Origin of the sequence: Spiroplasma endosymbiont of Andrena trimmerana, from assembly GCF_964019575.1 — a bacterium.
GTDB lineage: Bacteria > Bacillota_I > Bacilli_A > Mycoplasmatales > VBWQ01 > Spiroplasma_E.
The window spans coordinates 1,518,552-1,539,045 of the sequence record NZ_OZ026455.1; the positions used below are offsets into that span (position 1 = coordinate 1,518,552).

Consider the following 20,494-nt stretch of genomic DNA (forward strand, 5'->3'; position numbering starts at 1 on the left):
TATTAAATTAATAAAAAGAATAAACTTATCAAAATATAATTTGATATTGATAGTTGAACATAAAAAATAAAAACGTTATACTATCTCTGGAGTTAAATGGTAAAAGAATTAGTGTTAAATATATTTAAATATATTTAAATATATTAATTATTAATGTTTTAAATTATTATCAAAATAGTATTTAAAAATATTAACAAAAGTTAATTTATAATTAAAGTCAATTTTTATTAACAATATTAAAATATTAATGTAATTTTATAATTAATAATAACTTACAGTCAAATATTAATTTAATTGAATATGCTTTTATAAAACATTCTAATGTTTAAAAATTTTCTTATCAAAAACCATAAAAATAATCTTAGTTTGAAAAAACCAAAAACTATTTTTTAGATAGTTTTTTATTAATAGTTAATAATAATTATCAAAGTTTGCAAAAAATCATCATAATGTTTTATAAAACAAAATTAAAAATAAACTTGATAAAAATAATTTCAAAGATAAGAATAGTTGTTGTTTTTAGTTACACTTAAAAATTTAAATGTAGCTTAAAGAAATAGAAATTAAAAAAAATAAAATTTAATTATTAATTTAATTTATTTTTTATTTAAATCAATAACTAATAAAAAGGAATTTTAACTAATGAATGACAATGAAGTTAATTTACTAAATGAAATTAAAAAACAAATAGAAAGATTTGATGGAAAGGCTAGCATATTATCAGCTATTGCCGGTGCTCTGTTAGGACTGTCTTTTGGTTGAATACCAATATTTAAAAATATTGAAAATTGTAATATAACAATTAAAACATGTTTTTTATTTACTTTTGTACTTTTATATGTAGTGTTTTTATGTTTAGCATTTTTATTTTTTATTTTAACAATTTTTCCAAGAAGTACACCTAAAAAACTTAATAAAATAAGAAAAAATGATTATACTCTTTATTATAAAGATTTACAAAAAATGAAACCTGATAGTATTAAAGAAATAATTTTACAAGATCAAGAAACTGACTTATTGAAACGAATTCAAATTAATTCTATTATAGCTTGTAAAAAACATAAAATGTTAGTTTTAGGTATTTTATTTTTAATTTTATCAACGCTTTCAATAGTTATTTCATTTTTACTTTATATGTTTATATAAAATAAACTAGAAAAATTAATAAAAAAGACTATTTTTAAAAATAGTCTTTTTTCCTTTTTGTTTTTAAAAATGTTTACACTTATTTAGGATATTTTTTATAAAATTAGAAAAATAATTCCAAAAATATTGATAAATTAATGTTTTAGTTACAAAAAAAGTAATAAAAAAGAAAAGAATTTTTCTTTTTTTTGAAGTGTAATTAACAGATAAAAAGAAAGAAGGAGAAATAAAAAACTATGGAAATTTATGTTAATGATGAAGTTAAACAATGCAAAAATAATGGAATTTTTGAAGAACATTTTGCAGGTTTTATTAAAACTGCTCAAGAAGAAAATGTAGTTCTTATTGTAAGAAATGTTAATCCAATAACAAAAGTATTAATACCTCAAAAATATCCAGCAAAACATTTTAGTATTAAAAATAAAAGTTCTGATTGAGGTGTACAATCTGGCTTTATAATTTCTTTAGATGAGTTAACATTTTTAAGCAAGATAGGATTAAAAGATAATGAAACACAAACTGAAAAAATAAATCTTCTTTGTAAGAAATTTTCAATAAAATTAAATAAAAATAATAAAGATAATAAAATAAATCCTGTTTCTTTAAAATTAAAAAATAATGAAACTATTTTAAAAATTACTAATGAACATTTTTTCTTTTTATTAGTTAATATGGAAAAATTTGGAATTATTGATGCTGAATTTTTTTTGGATCAAATTTTTATTAAATGTTGTCAACCAAAAAATAAAAAAAACGAGATAGTACTTTATTTAGAAAAAGAAAAAAATGATAATACATATAATGTTTATTATATTTTTGCGCTTGATGAAGAAAATAATATTAAAAATTTAAATAATAGAGATTTAAAAGAAATAATAGAAATTGAAAAAAATAATTTAATTTATTTTCCAATTTCTATTTTTTGTCAAGAAATTTCTAAAGAAAAAAAACCAATAATTCCTGATTATGATCTTTTTGCAGTTTGTTGAACAATAGATGAATCAATAAAATATCATCAACCACCAATACCTACTAATTCATTTGCAGCATTGAAAATAGATAGTTGATCAAATAGTTATAGAGAAAGAGATTTGAGTAAAATTTTTAAAAAAGGTCATAATTATGAAAATTTTTTTGATTTTAGATACTCTTTAGAAATATCAAATACTTTAGAAAACAAAGTATTTCTTGATAAATTAAGTAAAAATTTGGGTTATGAAGAGGCAATAAATGATCAATTATGTCCAATCCAGCATTCTTTTGAACTTGTTAATATTAACGTTAGAGATTTTAATGAAAATTTTTATACATTTTTTTTACCTAATCAACAATTATTAACTGATTTTACATTTCCTAATGGAATAAAAGTAGATAAACAGACTATTTCTTATTTTGCTGTTTATGAACCTTTTAATGATGGAATTTTTTTATGAAAAAAATTTCTAGAACCTTTTTTGTTTTATATAAAAACAAAAGGATATTATGTTCCAAATAATTGTTTTGTAAAACAAACTGATTTTTTAGGTTTTGCTAATTCATTTAATCCTTGAGTTAGAAAAATAAGAGAAGAACAAAGTGAAAGACGGAAATCTAATGAACTAAGTTTATCAGTTAATGTTGAAGCAGTAAATAGCTTAGAAAATGATAAACCTAATTCCAAAAAAATAAAAGAACAGTTATTTTGTATTAATTCACATTTGTCTTTGTGTTAGATTTCTTTTTTTTAAATTGTTGTTTTAAGTATCAATCATAAATAATAGCAATAATAGTTAAAATGAAACCAATACTAAGAAAACCAGAAATAATATAACCTAAAGTATTACCACGCGCTTCATTAATTGTTCAATTAACTGATAAATTTCTTAGATTATTAATTTCTGTTGCATTCATATTTTCTAGTTCCTTAGAAGTATAATTAAGTTTTAAAGCAGCATTTCATAATTTTATACCAGTATCAGTAGTTCAAAATTCAATAATAGGTAAATTATTACCATGATAAATAGTAAAATATTGTCAGTTGCTAATATTATTTCAATTAACAGTTTGTAGTAAATATACATTATTATTGCTTTTGGCATTTAATTTAAAAGTAGTTTTTGGTTTTAATGTTCATAAATTCATTTTATTCATAGTAGTACTATCAATAGTAATAATATTTACAAATTGGATAGTATTATCATAGTTAAAATTAATTGTAAAACCGTCATTAGTATTAGTGCTATTAATGTCATATAAATTATTATTTACTATTCCAACATATTTAATATTAGTATTAGTACTATTATCTAGTGTTGGCAAAATATTTTGATTATATATTAATACATGGTAAGTTATTATTTCATCTTTAAATTTAATATTAATTTCAGAATTACTATTAATAATAGTTGTAATACTATTATTAATATTTGGTAATAATGGTTGATTATCATTAATAGTAATATCTTTTAGTTCATCATTAGTTACATTTAAAATTAGATTATTATTACTAATTCAATTATTAGTACGATTAACTGCAGTAAGTTTATCTTTATCAATATATGAATTAATAAAATTAGTCAATTGTTCATTTTTAGTTTTAGTAAATTTAATAGTATTAATTCGACTTCAATTGTTATTTTTACTATCACTTAGTAATAATTTACTTGTATTATTATTAATAAAACCAAGATTATCATTTATTCTTTGGAAATTGGCACAATAACCAATTTTAGTAAAAGCACCTAATTCATTTACAAAATAGCCAATTTCTTGTTCATCAATAAAAATACCTAAACCATCATGAAGTAAAATGAAATTATTCATATAATGTTCATTAATTTTTGTAAGTTTAATATCATTACTATCAGTAATGCTTAAATGATAAGGTTGTCCAAAAAATTTGGAGCTATTTTTGAGATTTACATTTAAAATTCCTTGATTGTTACCAGTCTTGCTAAAAAAAACAGTAGTAGTACTAAACAGTGGCTCCTTATTAATAATTAATGGTTTTGTTGTAGCATTACCATTATCTTCTATTGTTAAATAAAATAATTGACCATTAACATCACGAATAATGCCACCATTATTATTAATGGCAACAAAAGAATTTAATAGTATTGGATTAGGAACATTCATATTAATTGGCTTGATATTACCATCAACTTTTAGAATATAAGAATTTTGATCACCACCAACAAAAACACCAAAAGTATCATTTATAGTAGTAAAACTAGTTTTACCTTTTCCATAGTGATAGGGAGTAACTAAGTTAGTTACTTTTCCGTCTGTATTAATTAAGTCAACACCAATATCGGTACTAACGATATTATTACCAAAGTTAGTAAAAGTATGATTTGGAGTTTCAATGGCAGTAGCATCATCACTAATACCATTTTTAGTCATTAAAAATGAATTATTAATAAAATTAGTATCATCACTTTTATGAAAATTATTTAAAGTAGCAATTCCTAAGTTATCATCAAATCTAATAAAATTATTAATTTGTAAGTCTAAATTATTATATGTGCCATCCTTATTTAATAAATAAGATTGTGCTTGTGAATTTGTAAAAATACCAGCAATAGAATTAGTTGAATCATTTTCATTTCAATTATAAAAATTTCCACTTTCAAAAGCTAAGGTTAAACTTTGTTCATTTAGGATAGTATTTTCTGATTTTATTTCTTTATGATGATAATTATTTATTTTCACTTGGCTTAAATTAGTAAAAGCGGCTAGTGAAATAGTAACTAGTGTATATAAAATTTTAAACATATTATCAATTCCTTTAATATAAACTAATATTAATTATAAAGATTTTGAAGATAGTGTATAGCAAAATAATAAAAATAAGTTACAATTTATATATGATATTTTTTAAATTAAGGAATGATTATAATTATGAAAAAAATTTTAACATTAATGGGTACTATTGCTTTTGGTAGTGGAATAGTAACGCCAGTTTTAGCTTGTTCTGATCAACAACAAGATAGTATTTTAAAAGCAATTACTAATGGTAATTATAATGGTTGAGAATCAACTTTATCAAAAGTTGGTATTAAAAAACCAGTGGGTGTTCCTATTGATGGTCAAAGACCTGAAAAAGAACAAGTTATTGAAAATAAAGCATTAGAAAGCAGTCTTGCACAATCACTTGCCAAATTAATTTTAGATAAAGCAAATATTAAAGAACCAACTTGATTTGATAGTCAATTAGAAGTAGGTACTAAATGTTATTATTTTACGATTGATAATGGTAAAATAGATGAATCAACAAAAGCAAGAACTTGAAATGTTGATACTTCAACCGGTAGAATTAGTATTAATATTACTTATCAAGTTGGAGTAGTAAATAATGATAAAAGTTTTAAAGTTGAACAATACATAAAAAAAACTTTTAATATAAAATGTTCTTATACACAAAGCGATTACATAGTTTATAGTTGTGTTAGTGATGTTACTAAATTATCAGAACAAATAGTACCAATTAGTGTTGATGATGAAACTAAACCTGATATTGATAAAACATATGCTGATTTTTCTCAAAAAACTAAAACTTTAGTTCAAGAAGGAATAAGTTTAGCATTAAATAATAATCCTTATGTTAATTCTGTTAATATTAATATCAAAGGAATTGATGGTCAAAAAGTTACAAGCTCTGGTCCTAATAAATTAGAACTTAAAGTTAATTTTGTGATTAGTTTTCAAGATTCATTAATTGACATGTCTTTACCTTCGCCTTATGATGATAGTAATTATGTTCCAACAATACTTCAATTTAATAGTTAAAAAGGAGTTTAATATGTCCAATAATTCAGAAGCAAAAAATAAAGATAAAGAGCCACCGTTAATTGTTGATGCCTTTACTTTTAAAAATATTGGTGTTAAACAAGAGATCCATTCTTCATGAAAAAATTTTAATTGAAAAATAACTTCCAAAAATTTATTATTAATTTTTATTGGTGCTTTTTTAACAACTGTTTCCTTTTTTTATTTTATTAATCGTGCTGGTTTATATACTAATGGTTTATCAGCTTTTGCACAATTAATAGCTAAATTTATTGCCTTATCTTATAATGGCAGTATTACTGAACAAGAAACAACGCAAGCATTTTGATTTTATCCAGTATATTTTCTTATTAATGGTCCTATCATTATTTGAGGATTATTCAAGGTTGGATTTCGTTTTACTCTTTATACTATCATTTATTTGTTATTTCAAAATGGAATTAACTTTTTGTTAACAGCAATTGATGCTCTTAAAAATTTTCAAGTTTTAGGTAATGAGCCATTAAAAGGTACTACAGATTATTGGCACTTAGTTTTACCACGTACTTTTATTTTTGCTGCTTTAGGTGGATTAATTTATGGTGCTGGTATTGGTATTTTATTTAAAACTGGTGGATCTAGTGGTGGTATGGATTTTATTAGTACTTATATTTCTATGAAACGTAAATATTCAATTGCTACTATTATTAGAAATACTAATATTATTATTGTTGTTATTGTTTTAATTCTTGATGGAACTTTTTTACAGAAAACTAGTCTTGTTGATAATTTTTTAGTTAGGCCTTATTTTATGTCAACGCTTGTTTATATTTATGTAGCAGCTTTTGTTATGAATAGAGTTTATCCAAAATATATGTTGATGAGTGTATTTATTATTTCTAATGAATTAGAGCAAATCCGTAATGATATTTATCGAAATAATTATTTACGTGGTGGTAATGTTTGAAATGTGAAAGGTTTGTATTCAGGTAATGAATATAAAATGATGATGACAACAATGTCATTATTAGAATATAATTTTTTTAAAACAAAAATAGTTCGAATCGATCCTAAAGTTTTTATGGTAGCAGTTCCTGCAAAATATATGCATGGTGGTAATGCAGGTAAACCTCCACAAAATGCACCTGTTAATATTACTGAAATTAATGATTTTTTAGAAAAAAACTAATAATATATATGTTATAATGTAATTAGTTTTATAATAGTAGGTTTTTAGACTTCTAAATAGATTATTACATCTATAGTTAGTCTTTTTCTATTTTTTTATAAAACAAAATTAATTATAAGCTATATTAAGAATTAAAAAAGAATGGAATAATTATGAAACATAATTTATCGCCAAAGGTTGTAAATGAGATTGTTAATAATATTCATACTGACTATAATAATAGTAGTAATCATTGATGAATTAAATTAATAAATAATCGTTTATGAATTAGTTTATGAATTATTACTACCATTATTGCTCTAATTGCTATTGGTGCTAGTATTGGTATTAACAAATCATCATTTATTAAAAAACCATTTACCATTATTAGTATTATTGGATTCATTGTTGGATGCTTTTTATTAGTGCAGAGTTTTGTATTAAAAACTAAAATTCATGAAAAATTAATAGAAGAATTACCAATTATTAACTATTATCAATGAGTTATTAAAGATAATAATTCACAAATGAATTTAACAACTATTAGTGATTATTGAACAATTGAACCACAAGGTAATTTACCTTTAGATGAACAACCTAATTATTATAATTATTGCGAACAAATAATGATAGGAAGTATTAATGGTCAAAATTTTAACTATGGAAGTATCATTAACCAAAAAGTTATGTATGAGACAAGTTCTGGATATAATAGTGCTGCTCAAGTTATTGAAACAGAAAAAATTACTTGTTATTATGCACGTTTTGTTTATTATACAACTATTATTAGGAATAATAATTTTACAATGACATTAACACCACGTAATATATTTTCAAAAAAATTTCGTAGTAAAAAGAAAGTTCAATTAGAATCACATTTATTTGAAGATTTATTTGAAGTAAAATGTGATAATCAAATTAAATTAAGATTAATTTTAGAACCAAAAGTAATGAATTTACTTAATGAATTTGCTTATAGTTTAGGAAATAAGGATTTACCAGTTATTCACATAGAAAATGAACAATTAACATTAAGTTGAAAATATGAATTAGGAAAAAATCCTTATAATGATGGAAAAGGCAAATTGATGGTTTTACCCACCACTACTAATCTTGAAAAGTTTATTAATAAATTATTAGCAATGATTAGTAAAGATATTTTAAATTTAACGCAAGCACAAATGTGAGTTAATAACTTACAATTATTATAATAATAATTTATATAAATTACTTTACAATAATTTAAAAATAAGGTAGATAAAATTATGAATAACTATCAATTATTAAAATCAAGCTGAAAATGATTTAACAATAAATATTTGATGCAAACAATTTTATGAATGTTATTAACAATTTGTTTGATTATTTGTGCAATTTTATGAGAAGTTAAAAGTAGTATTTTTAATAAAATTTTAACATTTGATTTTTTTAATAATGCTAGTATTACTGATGAAACTATTATTACTTTAAAAACTTATTTATATATTGCTATTTTTAGTAGTTGTATTGCAAGTAATACTTTAATATTTATTCAAATCAGATGTTGAATGAAAAAATATATTGAAAATAAATATAAGGTAATTTCAAATTTTGAAAATAATTTTTTTATTTTTAAAGCTTTATTAGTATTAAATGTTGCTAGAAACATTACTTATATTTTTTGTTTTACTAATGTTTTTACCACATTATTTGTTTTAACTTATTGATTTTGTTATTTTATTATTTATATTATTTTAGAAAAAATATTAGAAGAAAAAAATCAGATTCTTGGTAATCCTTGATGAAAAGATATAGAAAAACGATCATTATTTATTATTTTAGGTTTTGAAGTTTTATATTTAATTGTAAAAAATTCAATTTTAAATTTTACTAAGGGTACTATTAACATTGATCAAGTTTTAAAGTACTTTATTCCCGCTAGTTCTTTAGCATTAATATTAGCAGTCTTCATTCAAAGTTTAGTTAAAAATGATGTTAAAACTATTTTAAATAATATTAAAAATGTTAAAACCAAAGTTGATGATTTTAAAATATTTTATAATTGAGATTATAAAAATATCATTAGTGATTTTCTATTTGTTAAAGAAGCACCATTAATTATTCGAAATGAATTAAAACAAAAAGTATTAACTAATGAAGAAAAAAATAAAATATTTGAACTTTTACATGAAATTTATCAATTTCTAATATTTGTTGAAAAACAAAATATTAAAGTTAGTGAGTTGAAATATATTTATTATCATTTATTTTATGAAATAACAAACCGTGATGAAATTTCACAAATTAAAAATAGAATTATTAATACAAAAAAGAAAAATTTGAAGATAATAGTAAAAAAGTAGTGATTATCTAAGGAAGTTTATTATGAAAAAAATATTAAAAATTATAAGTGTTTTTGCATTTACTAGTATTACTAGTATTAATATTAGTGCATGTGATGTTTTTCACAATTCATCAGTTGATTATCAGCAATTATTAGAAGATGCTGCAAATTTAATTGCTAATAATACTTATCCCAATTTTAATAATTTTTTAAAACCCGAAAATAAAAATCATGTTTTTGATTTTAAAAAATTAATTGAAGACAATATTAGTAACTTGTTTAATACTGCTCCAGAAGATTTTAGTAATATTACTTATGAAATTACTAATGGTCAAGATGAAATAAAAAAAATTAGTACTACTAATATTAAAATTCATTTAGCTGTTTATAATAATTCTACGGTAAAAGATTGTAGTTTTGATGCTAATTTTAGTCCATTACAAGATTATATAAATGAAAAATTAGAACCATTAGTTAATGGAACACAATATTTATCAATTAACAAAAAAGACAGTGGTGGATTTTATAATGACTTAGTTACTGCTGGTGCTACTTTTAAAAGGGAAGAAAAAAATCAAAAAGAACAATATTTAAGAAATAATTTAGATAAAGCTAAAAATTTTTGAAAATTATTTCAAGAGTGAATTCCTTCTGAAGAAGTGAAAAACCCTTTACTTGGTAATATTTTAGTTCCATTATTAAATTTTATTCCAAAAAAACCCTTTACTTGGTTAACTTTTGATAATTTTAAACCATATTTGTTAAATGCTGGCGGCTATAATAATGTTATTGCTATTACTGGCAATAAAAAATTTGGTGATAAATATTATGATTATATAAAAATTCGATTAGAGGGTAAAAATTCAAAGGATATTGCTTTTGGTAATAAATATGAAGGTTTAACTTTTATTTTTACTACTAATAGTTAATTAATAAATTTTTAGTTCCTTTTTGAAAAGATAAAAATTAATAATAAAAATTACTTTTATAACTAATTTTGTATTAAAAAAATTAAAAAAATATAGACAAGTTATAAAACACATGCTATTATTTTTTCATACCTTTTTAGGTTAAATAATATATGCGACTAAAAGAAGTAGTTTCACGTAATAATTATATTACTGGATGCTACTTTTTTAAAATAAAAAGTAGCAACTTAAGAAAATTATTATTATATATGAAAGAAGTGTTTAAAATGTCTCCTTTATTTACAGGTAATCAAAATCTTAATATTCGTAGAATGTCTGACGATAGTGCAATAAGTTTATTGGCTTCAAGTGGTGATTTTTCTAGCATATCTAATAGTAGTACAATATCTATTTTTGAAGAAACTGCTATTAGAGAAAACAAATATTTGCTAAATTGTAAAGGTAAGTGCAACTAAATTATTTTTCTATCCAAATATTCGATTGGTGAAAGATAATTTAGTATTTTTCTCGGTTTTTGATTTAAAGACAATATAAATTTATGAACTTCATTTTTATTAGTTTTTGAAAAAATAAATTTTTTAGGAAATTTTTCTCTAATTAAACCATTAGTATTTTCATTAGTACCTCTTTGTCAAGGTGAATATGGATTGGCAAAATAAATTTTTACATCTAAATTTTTTTCAAGTTGTTGTCAATTTGAAAATTCTTTGCCACGATCAAAAGTAATAGTTTTAACAATGTTTTTAGGAAGAATTGATAAATAATAACTGACATTTTTATTAATAACTTTAGTAGTTCTGTTTTTAACTAATATTGCTAAAGTAAATCGTGATACTCTTTCAACTAAAGTTATTAAACATGATTTGCTTTTACCTCGTGATGATACTATAGTATCTCCTTCTCAATGACCAAGTGTTATACGATCATTAACATTTATATCTCGTTCTTTAATTGATTTACCATTAAACTTGCCACGATTTTCTTTAGATTTTCGTTTTTTACCTTTTCTTCTTAAATTTTTACTAGTAACTTTATCAAGCATTCCAAAATAAATTCAAGTATAAATTGTTTTAAAACTAATAACTCATTCTTTATGAAAATTTTTAATTCTGCCATAAATTTGTTCAGGTGATCAACCTAATAGTAATTTTTGTTGTACATATTTTACTAAATTCTTATTTTTAAACTTATGAAAACTAATATGTGATTGTTTTCGATTTTCAGCTTTATTTTGTGCAATTAATGAAAAATAATGATTATTATCTTTATTTCTATTAATTTCTCGAATAATAGTACTAATACTTCGATTAAGATTTTTAGCTATTTCAATAATTTTAAATTTAAATTTCAATTGATTCTCAATATAAATTCTTTCATCTATGCCAAGATGTTTATAACTCATATAAAAACTCCTTACTTTTTTCTAAACTAAATTTAGCATTATGAAATTTTTATATGAGAATTTTTTGCAATTTTATTTACTTGCACTTACAAGTATAATTCAGCATTTATCAAAAATAACTAAACTTTTAGGTAAAAATATTACTTTTATTGTTGCTCTTTCTGGTAATATCACTGCTCAAATGATAATTAGTACTACTGTTGCTAAAACACCATGAAATTGACAAACTATTAAGGATAGTTTGATATTTAGTGGTATACTTATTGGTTTTGATACAGCTATTGAACCTTTTATTTTTGGTTCAATCGAAAATATTGAAAATTGAGTTATAGATAAATGAAAAAACAATGAAAATAATATTAATGTAGGAAAAGAAATAATAAAAGTTATTCCTTTCTTATTATTTTTAAGTTATTCTGGTGTAATTTTGGATAGAGCTTCTAATAATATTTTAGATAATTGAATTTCAATGGAAATTCTTGGACAGACAACTATTGAATTTACTAGTTATGTGTTAAATATGACTTTTCATGGTGCAATCATTTCTAGGATAGAAAAAGTAATAAAATTAGGTTGAGAAAAGTTAAAAGATTATTTAATAACAATATTAATGATATAGAAAATCAACTTCTTAATAGTGAACAAAATAGTGATGAAAATAGTAATTTTTTTTATAAAAATATTTTACCATTATTTTTTATAACACCAATATCAATGGCTATAACATGAGGTACTGAGAATTATATATCTAATCAAGAATTTACTTGAAAAAAACTGTCAACAGATGCTCCAAAAGTTATGGGTGGTATAACTCTTTCTCTAGTTTCATCTTTACTTAATTGTATGGTTAATAAAGAAGGAATACCATTTCTTCCAAAACTGAGTACTGTTATAGATACTATTAAAAGATGAACTGGTTATCAACAAAATAATGGTAATATTGAACAATCAGTAACATCATGTCAATCTTCTATTAATGATTCTTGTTTAGTAGATGTTTTTAGTGAATTAGAAAGTATTGAAGAATTTTCTAGTATTATTGGACAATTATGTAATGAAGAAGAATGAAATTTTAAAAATGATGAAGAAAAAGAAATCTTTTTTGATGCTGTTGAAGAGCAGAAAAAAGTAGATAGTAATTTTGGATCTACTACTAAACCAAGAAATAATTATGGAACATTCAATAACTATTGTGAGCCTACAAATTCTTTGGATAATGGAATTAGTAGTTCAATTCTTAAAACAGAGTTTGATGAACAATCACTTCTTTCAAAGCCACGCTCATTTACTATATAAAAACAGTATATAATAAATGTATAATAATATTTCTATATTATATAATTATATGATTTTGAAATTTAATAAATCAGAAAAAAGTATTTTAGTAAATTAAAGTACTTTTTTTATTGTATATTTATTTTTTCAATTATAAATTTAAATTGGGATTTAATCAAAATACCATATAATTCAATATTATTTTATACTTTTTTAAATTTACAATTGTTTATATTAAATAAAGTTAGAAAAATTATATTTTTGATGAATCTTAATATTGGTACAAGGAAACCACTAATATAAATTAGAACTATTCTGATATTTTTATTTTTAAATTTAATTAAAAATCAGATTATAAAAAATGTTATTTTTAACATATATAGAAGGAAAAAAAATTAATGGATACTAGTGATGAAGAAAATATTTCTGTAGAAGATTTACAAAAGCAACTAGAAAAGATTACTCAAGAAAAAGAGGAAGTTCAATCTAAATTAGATGAAACTAGTAAGGCTAAAGAAGAAGTAGAATCTAAGTTAGAAGAAGCTAATAAAGAAAAAGAGGAAGTTCAATCTAAGTTAGAAGAAGCTAGCAAGGCTAAAGAAGAAGTAGAATCTAAGTTAGAAGAAGCCAATAAAGAAATTGAAAAATTAAAAGAAGAAATTGATAATGCTAATGATAATGAAAAAATAAAAGAATTAGAAATTAAATTAGAAGAAGCTAATAAAGAAATTGAAAAATTAAAAGAAGAAATTGATAATGCTAATGATAATGAAAAAATAAAAGAATTAGAAATTAAATTAGAAGAAGCTAATAAAGAAGTATCTAAATTAAAAGAAGAAATTAAAAACTGTAGTGATAATGAAAAATTACAAGAACTAAAAAATAAGTTAGAAGAAGCTAATAAAGAAATTGAAAAATTAAAAAAACAATTAAATGAAAAAGATAATAATGAAATAAAGCCTAATCATAAAATTGAATTATTAAAAGAGAAATTAGAAAGACTTGAAAAGAAATTAAAAGAAAAGGAAAAAGAAATTCAAAATATTAAAAATGATCCAGAGTCATTAGAGGACTTAGAAGCTAATATAGAAGAAAAAGAAGCTATTGAAAAACAAATCAATAGTGTTAAAAAACAATTGGAAATTTTAATAAAAGAAGAAGAAAAAAATAAGATTCATTTAATTAATTGTCAAATTTTACAAGAACAATTAAAAGAAATAAATGAAAAACTTGATAATTGTCAATCTAATGAAAAAAATGATAATAGTCAATGTTGTGAAACAATTAATAAAAAAATGGATCAACTTCTAAACTATAATAATGATAAATCTATGAAAGAAATTGAAAAATTAAACAAAAATATTGAAGAAAAGAATAAACAAATTAAAGAATTAGAAGCAAAAATAAATAATAATAATACTAATAGTCAAGAAATTAAAGATAAGTTAAGTGAATTAGAAAATAATAAAAATAATTTAATTAAAGAAAAAGAACAATTTGTAAAAGATGCTGATTATGATAAAGCAGCTAAAATTGATAAAGAAATTAAAGATTTAGAACAAAAACAAAAAGATTTAGAAAAAGAACTTTTAGCAAATAATAAAAAAGAACTTGAAAAAAAAGAACTTCAAGAAAAAATAATTAAAATTCAATCAGAACTTGAACAAATAAAAAAAGAAAAAATAGATTTAGAAGAAAAGATAAATAATAATAATAACAATAATATTTGTTCTAAAGAAGAAGTTATTGGTGAATTTACTATTACAAAGGTAACCACAATTGAAGAATTTAATAGTACTAATAGTATTAGAGAAATGATTGCTAATAAAATAAAAAATCTTTATCCTAGCGCTGTTATTAATGAAGATTACAAAATTGAATTTGAAAATTTAAATACTAATGATATTGTACAAGGAAAAGAATTAAAAATAAAAATTAAACCAACAAAAAATAGTAAAGTAAAAGAAGAATTAAATTTTATAGTTAAAATTAATTATAAATATGATGCCGAAGAACAAAAAAGAGCAGCAACTGGTATTTTAAGAAAAGCAATACCCACAGAATTTTGAAATGATAGAAAAAATAATAAATATCTTGCAATTTGACGTGCTGAAGGTCGATATGCAGCAGTAGCATCAATGATTCAAAATGTTAGACCATTACCTATATTATTAAGCGAACCTCATTTTGCAAGTAAAATTATAGTTGAAACATTTGCAGCTAGTTATTGAACTAATTATCATACACAATTTTGAGGATTATGAGTAAATGCTGATAATGGTTATTGACCTTAATATACTACTATACCTAGTTCAAATGATACTAATAAGATAAAAAATGTTAAAATTCTTTCTGAATTAAATAATACTTATTTTAATAAATTATTCTTTGTTATTGAAAAATATTTAAATGATTCAGGTATTAAATGTCGTATTTCTAAAAAAGCAGTAAAAGATTGATATTCTAGTTTATATTTATATGGAGTTGGAAATATTCAATTTAATAATCAATATGACGATTATGATAATGGCAAAAAACGACAATATTATATTCAAGTTAATTTTGATGTTTTATTCTTTGATAATAATGATTCTTCTTCAGATATTTCACAAGAGTTTGCTGGCGTAGTATTTACTTTAAGTGATGAATTAGATTTATATTCTTAACAACTAAAAAAACAAAATAAAATAATTAAGTAAATTTACTTAATTATTTTATACTGTCAATTCAGTTATTTTTATTTAATAGAAGTAGTTCAACCACGTGTTCTTTTAACTGCTTCTTGTCAACCCTTATAAAAAGTTTCTGCTTTTTTTTCTGTCATAATTGGTTTATATTCTTTTTCAATTTTATTTATTTTTTTAATATCATTAATATTTCAAAATCCAATTGCAAGTCCTGCTAAGTAAGCAGTACCCATTGCTGTAGTTTCAGTATTTTTAGGTTTAATTAAATTAGTACGACTAATGTCACTTTGGAATTGCATAATATATGAATTATTACTTGCTCCACCATCAACTTTAATCTTAATTTTTAAATCTTTTAAATCTTTATTTAATTTAACATCTGCTTGCATTGCCAGAATAACATCTTGTGACTGGTAAGCTAATGATTCAATGGTACCTTTAACAATATGTTCACGCTTCGTACCACGTTCTAAACCAAATATAGCGCCACGTGCTGTTGAATCTCAATAAGGGGCACCCAAACCAACAAAAGCAGGTACTACATAAATACGTTGTTCTTCTTTGGGATCAACAATTTGTGAATATCATAGACTTTCATCGGAACGATATAACATTCGTAATTGATCACGTAAAAATTGAACAGCAGCCCCTGCAATAAAAACTGAACCTTCTAAAGCAAAAACTGGTTCTTCGCCTGATATTTGATAAGCAATAGTCGTTAGTAAACCTTGTTTTGAAAAAAGAGGAGTATTTCCAATGTTCATTAAAATAAAACAACCAGTACCATAAGTATTTTTGATTTCACCAGGTGTTAAACATAATTGACCAAATAATGCAGCTTGTTGATCACCAATTGCAGCAGTAATAGGAATTTCTTGCTCATCATTTTGGAATAACATTCCTTTATAAGTAGTTCCAATTTTACCTGAACTGGGAACTACTTCTGGTAACATATTTTTAGGGATATTAAATAATTCTAGTAATTCTTCATCTCATTTTTTAGTATTAATGTTGAATAACATTGTTCGTGAAGCATTTGTAATGTCAATAACATGTTTAGTTTTTTCAACATTATTTTCAATACCATTTGTCATTTTATAAATTAATCAACTATCAATAGTACCAAAAGCTAGTTTTCCTTTTTTTGCTAATTCACGTGCATTTTTAACATTATCTAAAATTCATTTTATTTTAGTAGCAGAAAAATAAGAATCAATTAGTAAGCCGGTTTTTTTATGAATTTTTTCTTTTCATCCTTTTTTTGCTAATTCTTCACAGTAATCTGCTGTTCTGCGATCTTGTCAAACAATAGCGTTATAAATTGGTAAACCTGTATCACGATTTCATACTACTGTTGTTTCACGTTGATTAGTAATACCAATTGCTTCAATTTGATTAGATTTAATATTACTTTTATTTAAAGCTTGTTGCATTGTTGTTAATTGATTATTTCAAATTCCAAGTGCATCATGTTCAACTCAACCTGATTGAGGGGGATAATGCTGAGGTATATCAATTTGATGGATACCAGTAATTTTTCCTTCTTTATCAATAATTAAAGTACGACAACTAGATGTACCTTCATCTAATGCCATAATATATTTTTTTTCTTCTGACATATTATTTATCCTTTCTGTACTTTTATTAAAGTATTTCAATTACTTGAATTAAACCACCAGCAATAATTGCTCCTAAAATTGGTCCAATAACCATAACAGGAGCATATTTTCAATCAGAACTTCCTTTATTTGCTATTGGTAAAATACCATGAATAATTCGTGGTCCTAAATCTCGAGCTGGATTAATAGCAAAACCTGTTGGTCCACCAATAGCAAGTCCAATAACCATAACACCAATACCAACAGTCGCAGGTCCAGTAATAAACGCAGAACCACTATTAAATATTTGTGAATTAATAACTAAATTTTTAATACCAATAGTAGCACAAACAATCATAACTAGCATAAATGTTCCAATAATTTCTGTTATAGTATTTCAAATATAACTACGTTCGGCTGGAGCTGTTGCAAAAGTTGCTAAAATTTTATTATTATCTTCAGTAATGTTATATTGTTTAAAATATGCTAAGTAAACAACTAATTGTCCTAACATTGCACCTAAAAATTGAAATAAAATCTAAAATGGAATATAAAAGAAGTTTTCCCCAATAAAAGCTGTTTTTTTATTAGCAACTCATAATCCAATAGTAACAGCTGGATTTAAATGTGCTCCTGAAATTCCACTTAACATTGCAGCAATAGCAACAGCAAATCCTCATCCAGTACAAATAACAAGCCAACCGCTATTTTCTCCCTTTGTTTTTTTTAATAAAACGTTGGCAACAACACAATTTCCTAGTAAAATTAGGATAAATGTGCCAAATAGTTCACCAATAATTACTTGTGAGACTTCTGGCATAATATTTTCCTCCTTAAATTAAATATTTTTTATCATATTTGCTACTAGTAAAGCAATTGCTGGTGCTGAACTTAGACCTGGTGATTTAATACCAGCAACATTAATAAAGTTAGGATTATTACTAGCAAATTTTATGAAAAAATCATCAGTTTCAACACAAATTGCTCGTGAACCACTAATTACTTTACAAGTTTTATTAATATTTAAAGTTGGAATAATTTTTAGACCAATTTTATTAATAAGTTCAATATCTTCAATTGTAATTAATCTAGTATCACTTTTCGGTACATTTTCATGAGAAGTAGGACCCACCAAGATATGACCATCAAGCATTGGAGCAACTATTACTCCTTTACCATGAATAGTAGGTATCATAAATAGAATGTGATTATTTATAATATGATTTTCGGTTTTTTCAAGAATACAATACTGTCCTCTTCTAGTTTTTAAAGTGAAATCTTGACAATTTATTAACTTTGCAATATCATCAGCATAATGACCAGCAGCATTAATAATATATTTTGAAGTAAAAGTTACTTTTTTTTGATTATTTAAACAAGTAACTCGAAAACCTGAATTTAATGTTTCAATATTAATTACTTGATGATCAACTTTTAGTTGTCCTTTATTTTTAATCATGCGATTAATTAAAGATTGTGTTAATAATACTGGATCAACAGCATATGAAGCAGAACAAAGTAGTGCACTAGTAACTTTTGGGTTAACATTAGGTTCTAATGAAATTACTTCTTCTCTTGTTAATATTGATAATTCTTTTTTAGCAAGACCATTAGTAATACCACGTGCATATAATTTTTGTATTTCTGAGTTTTCTTCTTTGCTAAAAGCAAGTATTAAAGAATCATTTTTTTTTCATGGAAAATCTAAATTTTTAAATCAATCATTTTCATATAATTTTCTGCCCTCTAGATTTAATTTAGCATTTAGTTTTCCTGGTGTTGGATCAAATCCACCATGAATGACTCCAGAATTTCCTTCTGATGTTTCTTGGGCAATTCTTAAATTTTTTTCTAAAATAACTACTTTTAAGTTTCTTTTTGATAATTCATCACTAATAGCAGCACCAATAACACCAGCACCAATAGTAATCACATCAAAATCAAATTCCATTACTTTCACCTCTCTCTAAACATCATTAAGAACAAAAGTTCTATCTGTGTATAGTTTAATTATAATATATTTTTTTATTATTAACTTAATTCAAAATATTAGATTAATTTTTAAACATTTTTAAATGAGATTTTATTAAAAAAAATAAGAAAAATTTGTGTTATATTATAAAGCTGAGTTATACTTGTAAGTGCAAGTAAATAAAATTGCAAAAAATTCTCATATAAAAATTTCATAATGCTAAATTTAGTTTAGAAAAAAGTAAGGAGTTTTTATATGAGTTATAAACATCTTGGCATAGATGAAAGAATTTATATTGAGAATCAATTGAAATTTAAATTTAAAATTAGTGAAATAGCTAAAAATCTTAATCGAAGTATTAGTACTATTATTCGAGAAATTAATAGAAATAAAGATAATAATCATTATTTTTCATTAATTGCACAAAATAAAGCTGAAAATCGAAAACAATCACATATTAGTTTTCATAAGTTTAAAAATAAGAATTTAGTAAAATATGTACAACAAAAATTACTATTAGGTTGATCACCTGAACAAATTTATGGCAGAATTAAAAATTTTCATAAAGAATGAGTTATTAGTTTTAAAACAATTTATACTTGAATTTATTTTGGAATGCTTGATAAAGTTACTAGTAAAAATTTAAGAAGAAAAGGTAAAAAACGAAAATCTAAAGAAAATCGTGGCAAGTTTAATGGTAAATCAATTAAAGAACGAGATATAAATGTTAATGATCGTATAACACTTGGTCATTGAGAAGGAGATACTATAGTATCATCACGAGGTAAAAGCAAATCATGTTTAATAACTTTAGTTGAAAGAGTATCACGATTTACTTTAGCAATATTAGTTAAAAACAGAACTACTAAAGTTATTAATAAAAATGTCAGTTATTATTTATCAATTCTTCCTAAAAACATTGTTAAAACTATTACTTTTGATCGTGGCAAAGAATTTTCAAATTGACAACAACTTGAAAAAAATTTAGATGTAAAAATTTATTTTGCCAATCCATATTCACCTTGACAAAGAGGTACTAATGAAAATACTAATGGTTTAATTAGAGAAAAATTTCCTAAAAAATTTATTTTTTCAAAAACTAATAAAAATGAAGTTCATAAATTTATATTGTCTTTAAATCAAAAACCGAGAAAAATACTAAATTATCTTTCACCAATCGAATATTTGGATAGAAAAATAATTTAGTTGCACTTACCTTTACAATTTAGCTAAATAACGATATAAATT

The 20,494-nt window shown here is 22.8% G+C and carries 16 protein-coding genes and 1 pseudogene; 12 read left to right on the forward strand and 5 right to left on the reverse strand.

Features of this window, described 5'->3' with window-relative positions; all coding sequences use genetic code 4:
* Positions 1-642 precede the first annotated feature (642 nt).
* Both AACL03_RS09045 and AACL03_RS09050 read left to right on the forward strand, forming a co-directional pair.
* On the forward strand, positions 643-1,146 hold the full coding sequence (locus AACL03_RS09045; RefSeq protein ID WP_339040092.1) for a Pycsar system effector family protein: 504 nt from the start codon (positions 643-645) through the stop codon (positions 1,144-1,146).
* 236 nt (positions 1,147-1,382) lie between these two features.
* Positions 1,383-2,858 (forward strand): anthrax toxin-like adenylyl cyclase domain-containing protein, encoded by a 1,476-nt coding sequence (locus tag AACL03_RS09050; protein WP_339040093.1) that lies wholly within the window; start codon positions 1,383-1,385, stop codon positions 2,856-2,858.
* Here the strand turns inward: AACL03_RS09050 and AACL03_RS09055 are convergent.
* Entirely contained in the window at positions 2,833-4,899 is a 2,067-nt protein-coding gene (locus AACL03_RS09055; RefSeq protein ID WP_339040094.1) for a hypothetical protein, read from the reverse strand. The genes AACL03_RS09050 and AACL03_RS09055 overlap by 26 nt on opposite strands.
* 126 nt (positions 4,900-5,025) lie before the next feature.
* Here AACL03_RS09055 and AACL03_RS09060 point away from each other — a divergent pair, with 126 nt between their 5' ends.
* From AACL03_RS09060 to AACL03_RS09085, 6 genes are all read left to right on the forward strand, one after another.
* Positions 5,026-5,913 (forward strand): hypothetical protein, encoded by an 888-nt coding sequence (locus AACL03_RS09060; RefSeq protein WP_339040095.1) that lies wholly within the window; start codon positions 5,026-5,028, stop codon positions 5,911-5,913.
* 13 nt (positions 5,914-5,926) lie between these two features.
* Positions 5,927-7,081, forward strand: a complete 1,155-nt coding sequence (locus tag AACL03_RS09065; protein ID WP_338956719.1) for a YitT family protein — start codon at positions 5,927-5,929, stop codon at positions 7,079-7,081.
* 152 nt (positions 7,082-7,233) lie between these two features.
* On the forward strand, positions 7,234-8,271 hold the full coding sequence (locus tag AACL03_RS09070) for a DUF3137 domain-containing protein (protein WP_338956721.1): 1,038 nt from the start codon (positions 7,234-7,236) through the stop codon (positions 8,269-8,271).
* 54 nt (positions 8,272-8,325) lie between these two features.
* A complete protein-coding gene (locus AACL03_RS09075) occupies positions 8,326-9,402 on the forward strand; it encodes a hypothetical protein (RefSeq protein ID WP_339040096.1) in 1,077 nt (358 codons plus the stop codon).
* A gap of 22 nt (positions 9,403-9,424) precedes the next feature.
* A complete protein-coding gene (locus tag AACL03_RS09080) occupies positions 9,425-10,312 on the forward strand; it encodes a hypothetical protein (RefSeq protein WP_339040097.1) in 888 nt (295 codons plus the stop codon).
* Between the two features lie 248 nt (positions 10,313-10,560).
* Positions 10,561-10,767: a hypothetical protein gene (locus AACL03_RS09085; protein ID WP_339040098.1), complete on the forward strand. Its 207-nt coding sequence runs from the start codon at positions 10,561-10,563 to the stop codon at positions 10,765-10,767.
* On the opposite strand, the gene AACL03_RS09090 is transcribed toward AACL03_RS09085, so the two are convergent.
* Positions 10,764-11,714, reverse strand: coding sequence for an IS30 family transposase (locus tag AACL03_RS09090; protein ID WP_339038813.1), 951 nt, complete (start codon positions 11,712-11,714; stop codon positions 10,764-10,766). The genes AACL03_RS09085 and AACL03_RS09090 overlap by 4 nt on opposite strands.
* Positions 11,715-11,754: 40 nt before the next feature.
* Between AACL03_RS09090 and AACL03_RS09095 the strand changes: the two genes are divergently transcribed.
* From AACL03_RS09095 to AACL03_RS09105, 3 genes are all read left to right on the forward strand, one after another.
* Positions 11,755-12,333, forward strand: a complete 579-nt coding sequence (locus AACL03_RS09095; RefSeq protein ID WP_339040099.1) for a hypothetical protein — start codon at positions 11,755-11,757, stop codon at positions 12,331-12,333.
* The gene (locus AACL03_RS09100; RefSeq protein WP_339040100.1) at positions 12,288-13,010 is read left to right on the forward strand and encodes a hypothetical protein; all 723 of its coding nucleotides are present in this window, start codon (positions 12,288-12,290) and stop codon (positions 13,008-13,010) included. Before AACL03_RS09095 ends, AACL03_RS09100 begins: the two co-directional genes overlap by 46 nt.
* 377 nt (positions 13,011-13,387) lie before the next feature.
* Positions 13,388-15,283, forward strand: a complete 1,896-nt coding sequence (locus AACL03_RS09105) for a hypothetical protein (RefSeq protein ID WP_339040101.1) — start codon at positions 13,388-13,390, stop codon at positions 15,281-15,283.
* A 443-nt stretch (positions 15,284-15,726) separates the two neighbouring features.
* Here AACL03_RS09105 and glpK read toward each other — a convergent pair whose 3' ends face one another.
* From glpK to glpO, 3 genes and pseudogenes are all read right to left on the reverse strand, one after another.
* Positions 15,727-17,295 carry a glycerol kinase GlpK gene (gene glpK / locus AACL03_RS09110; RefSeq protein WP_338956730.1) on the reverse strand — a complete coding sequence of 523 codons (1,569 nt, stop codon included), beginning with the start codon at positions 17,293-17,295 and terminating at the stop codon, positions 15,727-15,729.
* A gap of 25 nt (positions 17,296-17,320) precedes the next feature.
* A pseudogene (locus AACL03_RS09115) lies at positions 17,321-18,094 on the reverse strand (MIP/aquaporin family protein).
* An 18-nt stretch (positions 18,095-18,112) separates the two neighbouring features.
* Complete coding sequence (gene glpO, locus AACL03_RS09120; RefSeq protein WP_339040102.1) at positions 18,113-19,225, reverse strand: type 2 glycerol-3-phosphate oxidase; 1,113 nt, start codon at positions 19,223-19,225, stop codon at positions 18,113-18,115.
* 276 nt (positions 19,226-19,501) lie between these two features.
* Between glpO and AACL03_RS09125 the strand changes: the two genes are divergently transcribed.
* The gene (locus AACL03_RS09125; protein ID WP_339038665.1) at positions 19,502-20,452 is read left to right on the forward strand and encodes an IS30 family transposase; all 951 of its coding nucleotides are present in this window, start codon (positions 19,502-19,504) and stop codon (positions 20,450-20,452) included.
* The last annotated feature ends 42 nt before the right edge of the window (positions 20,453-20,494 follow it).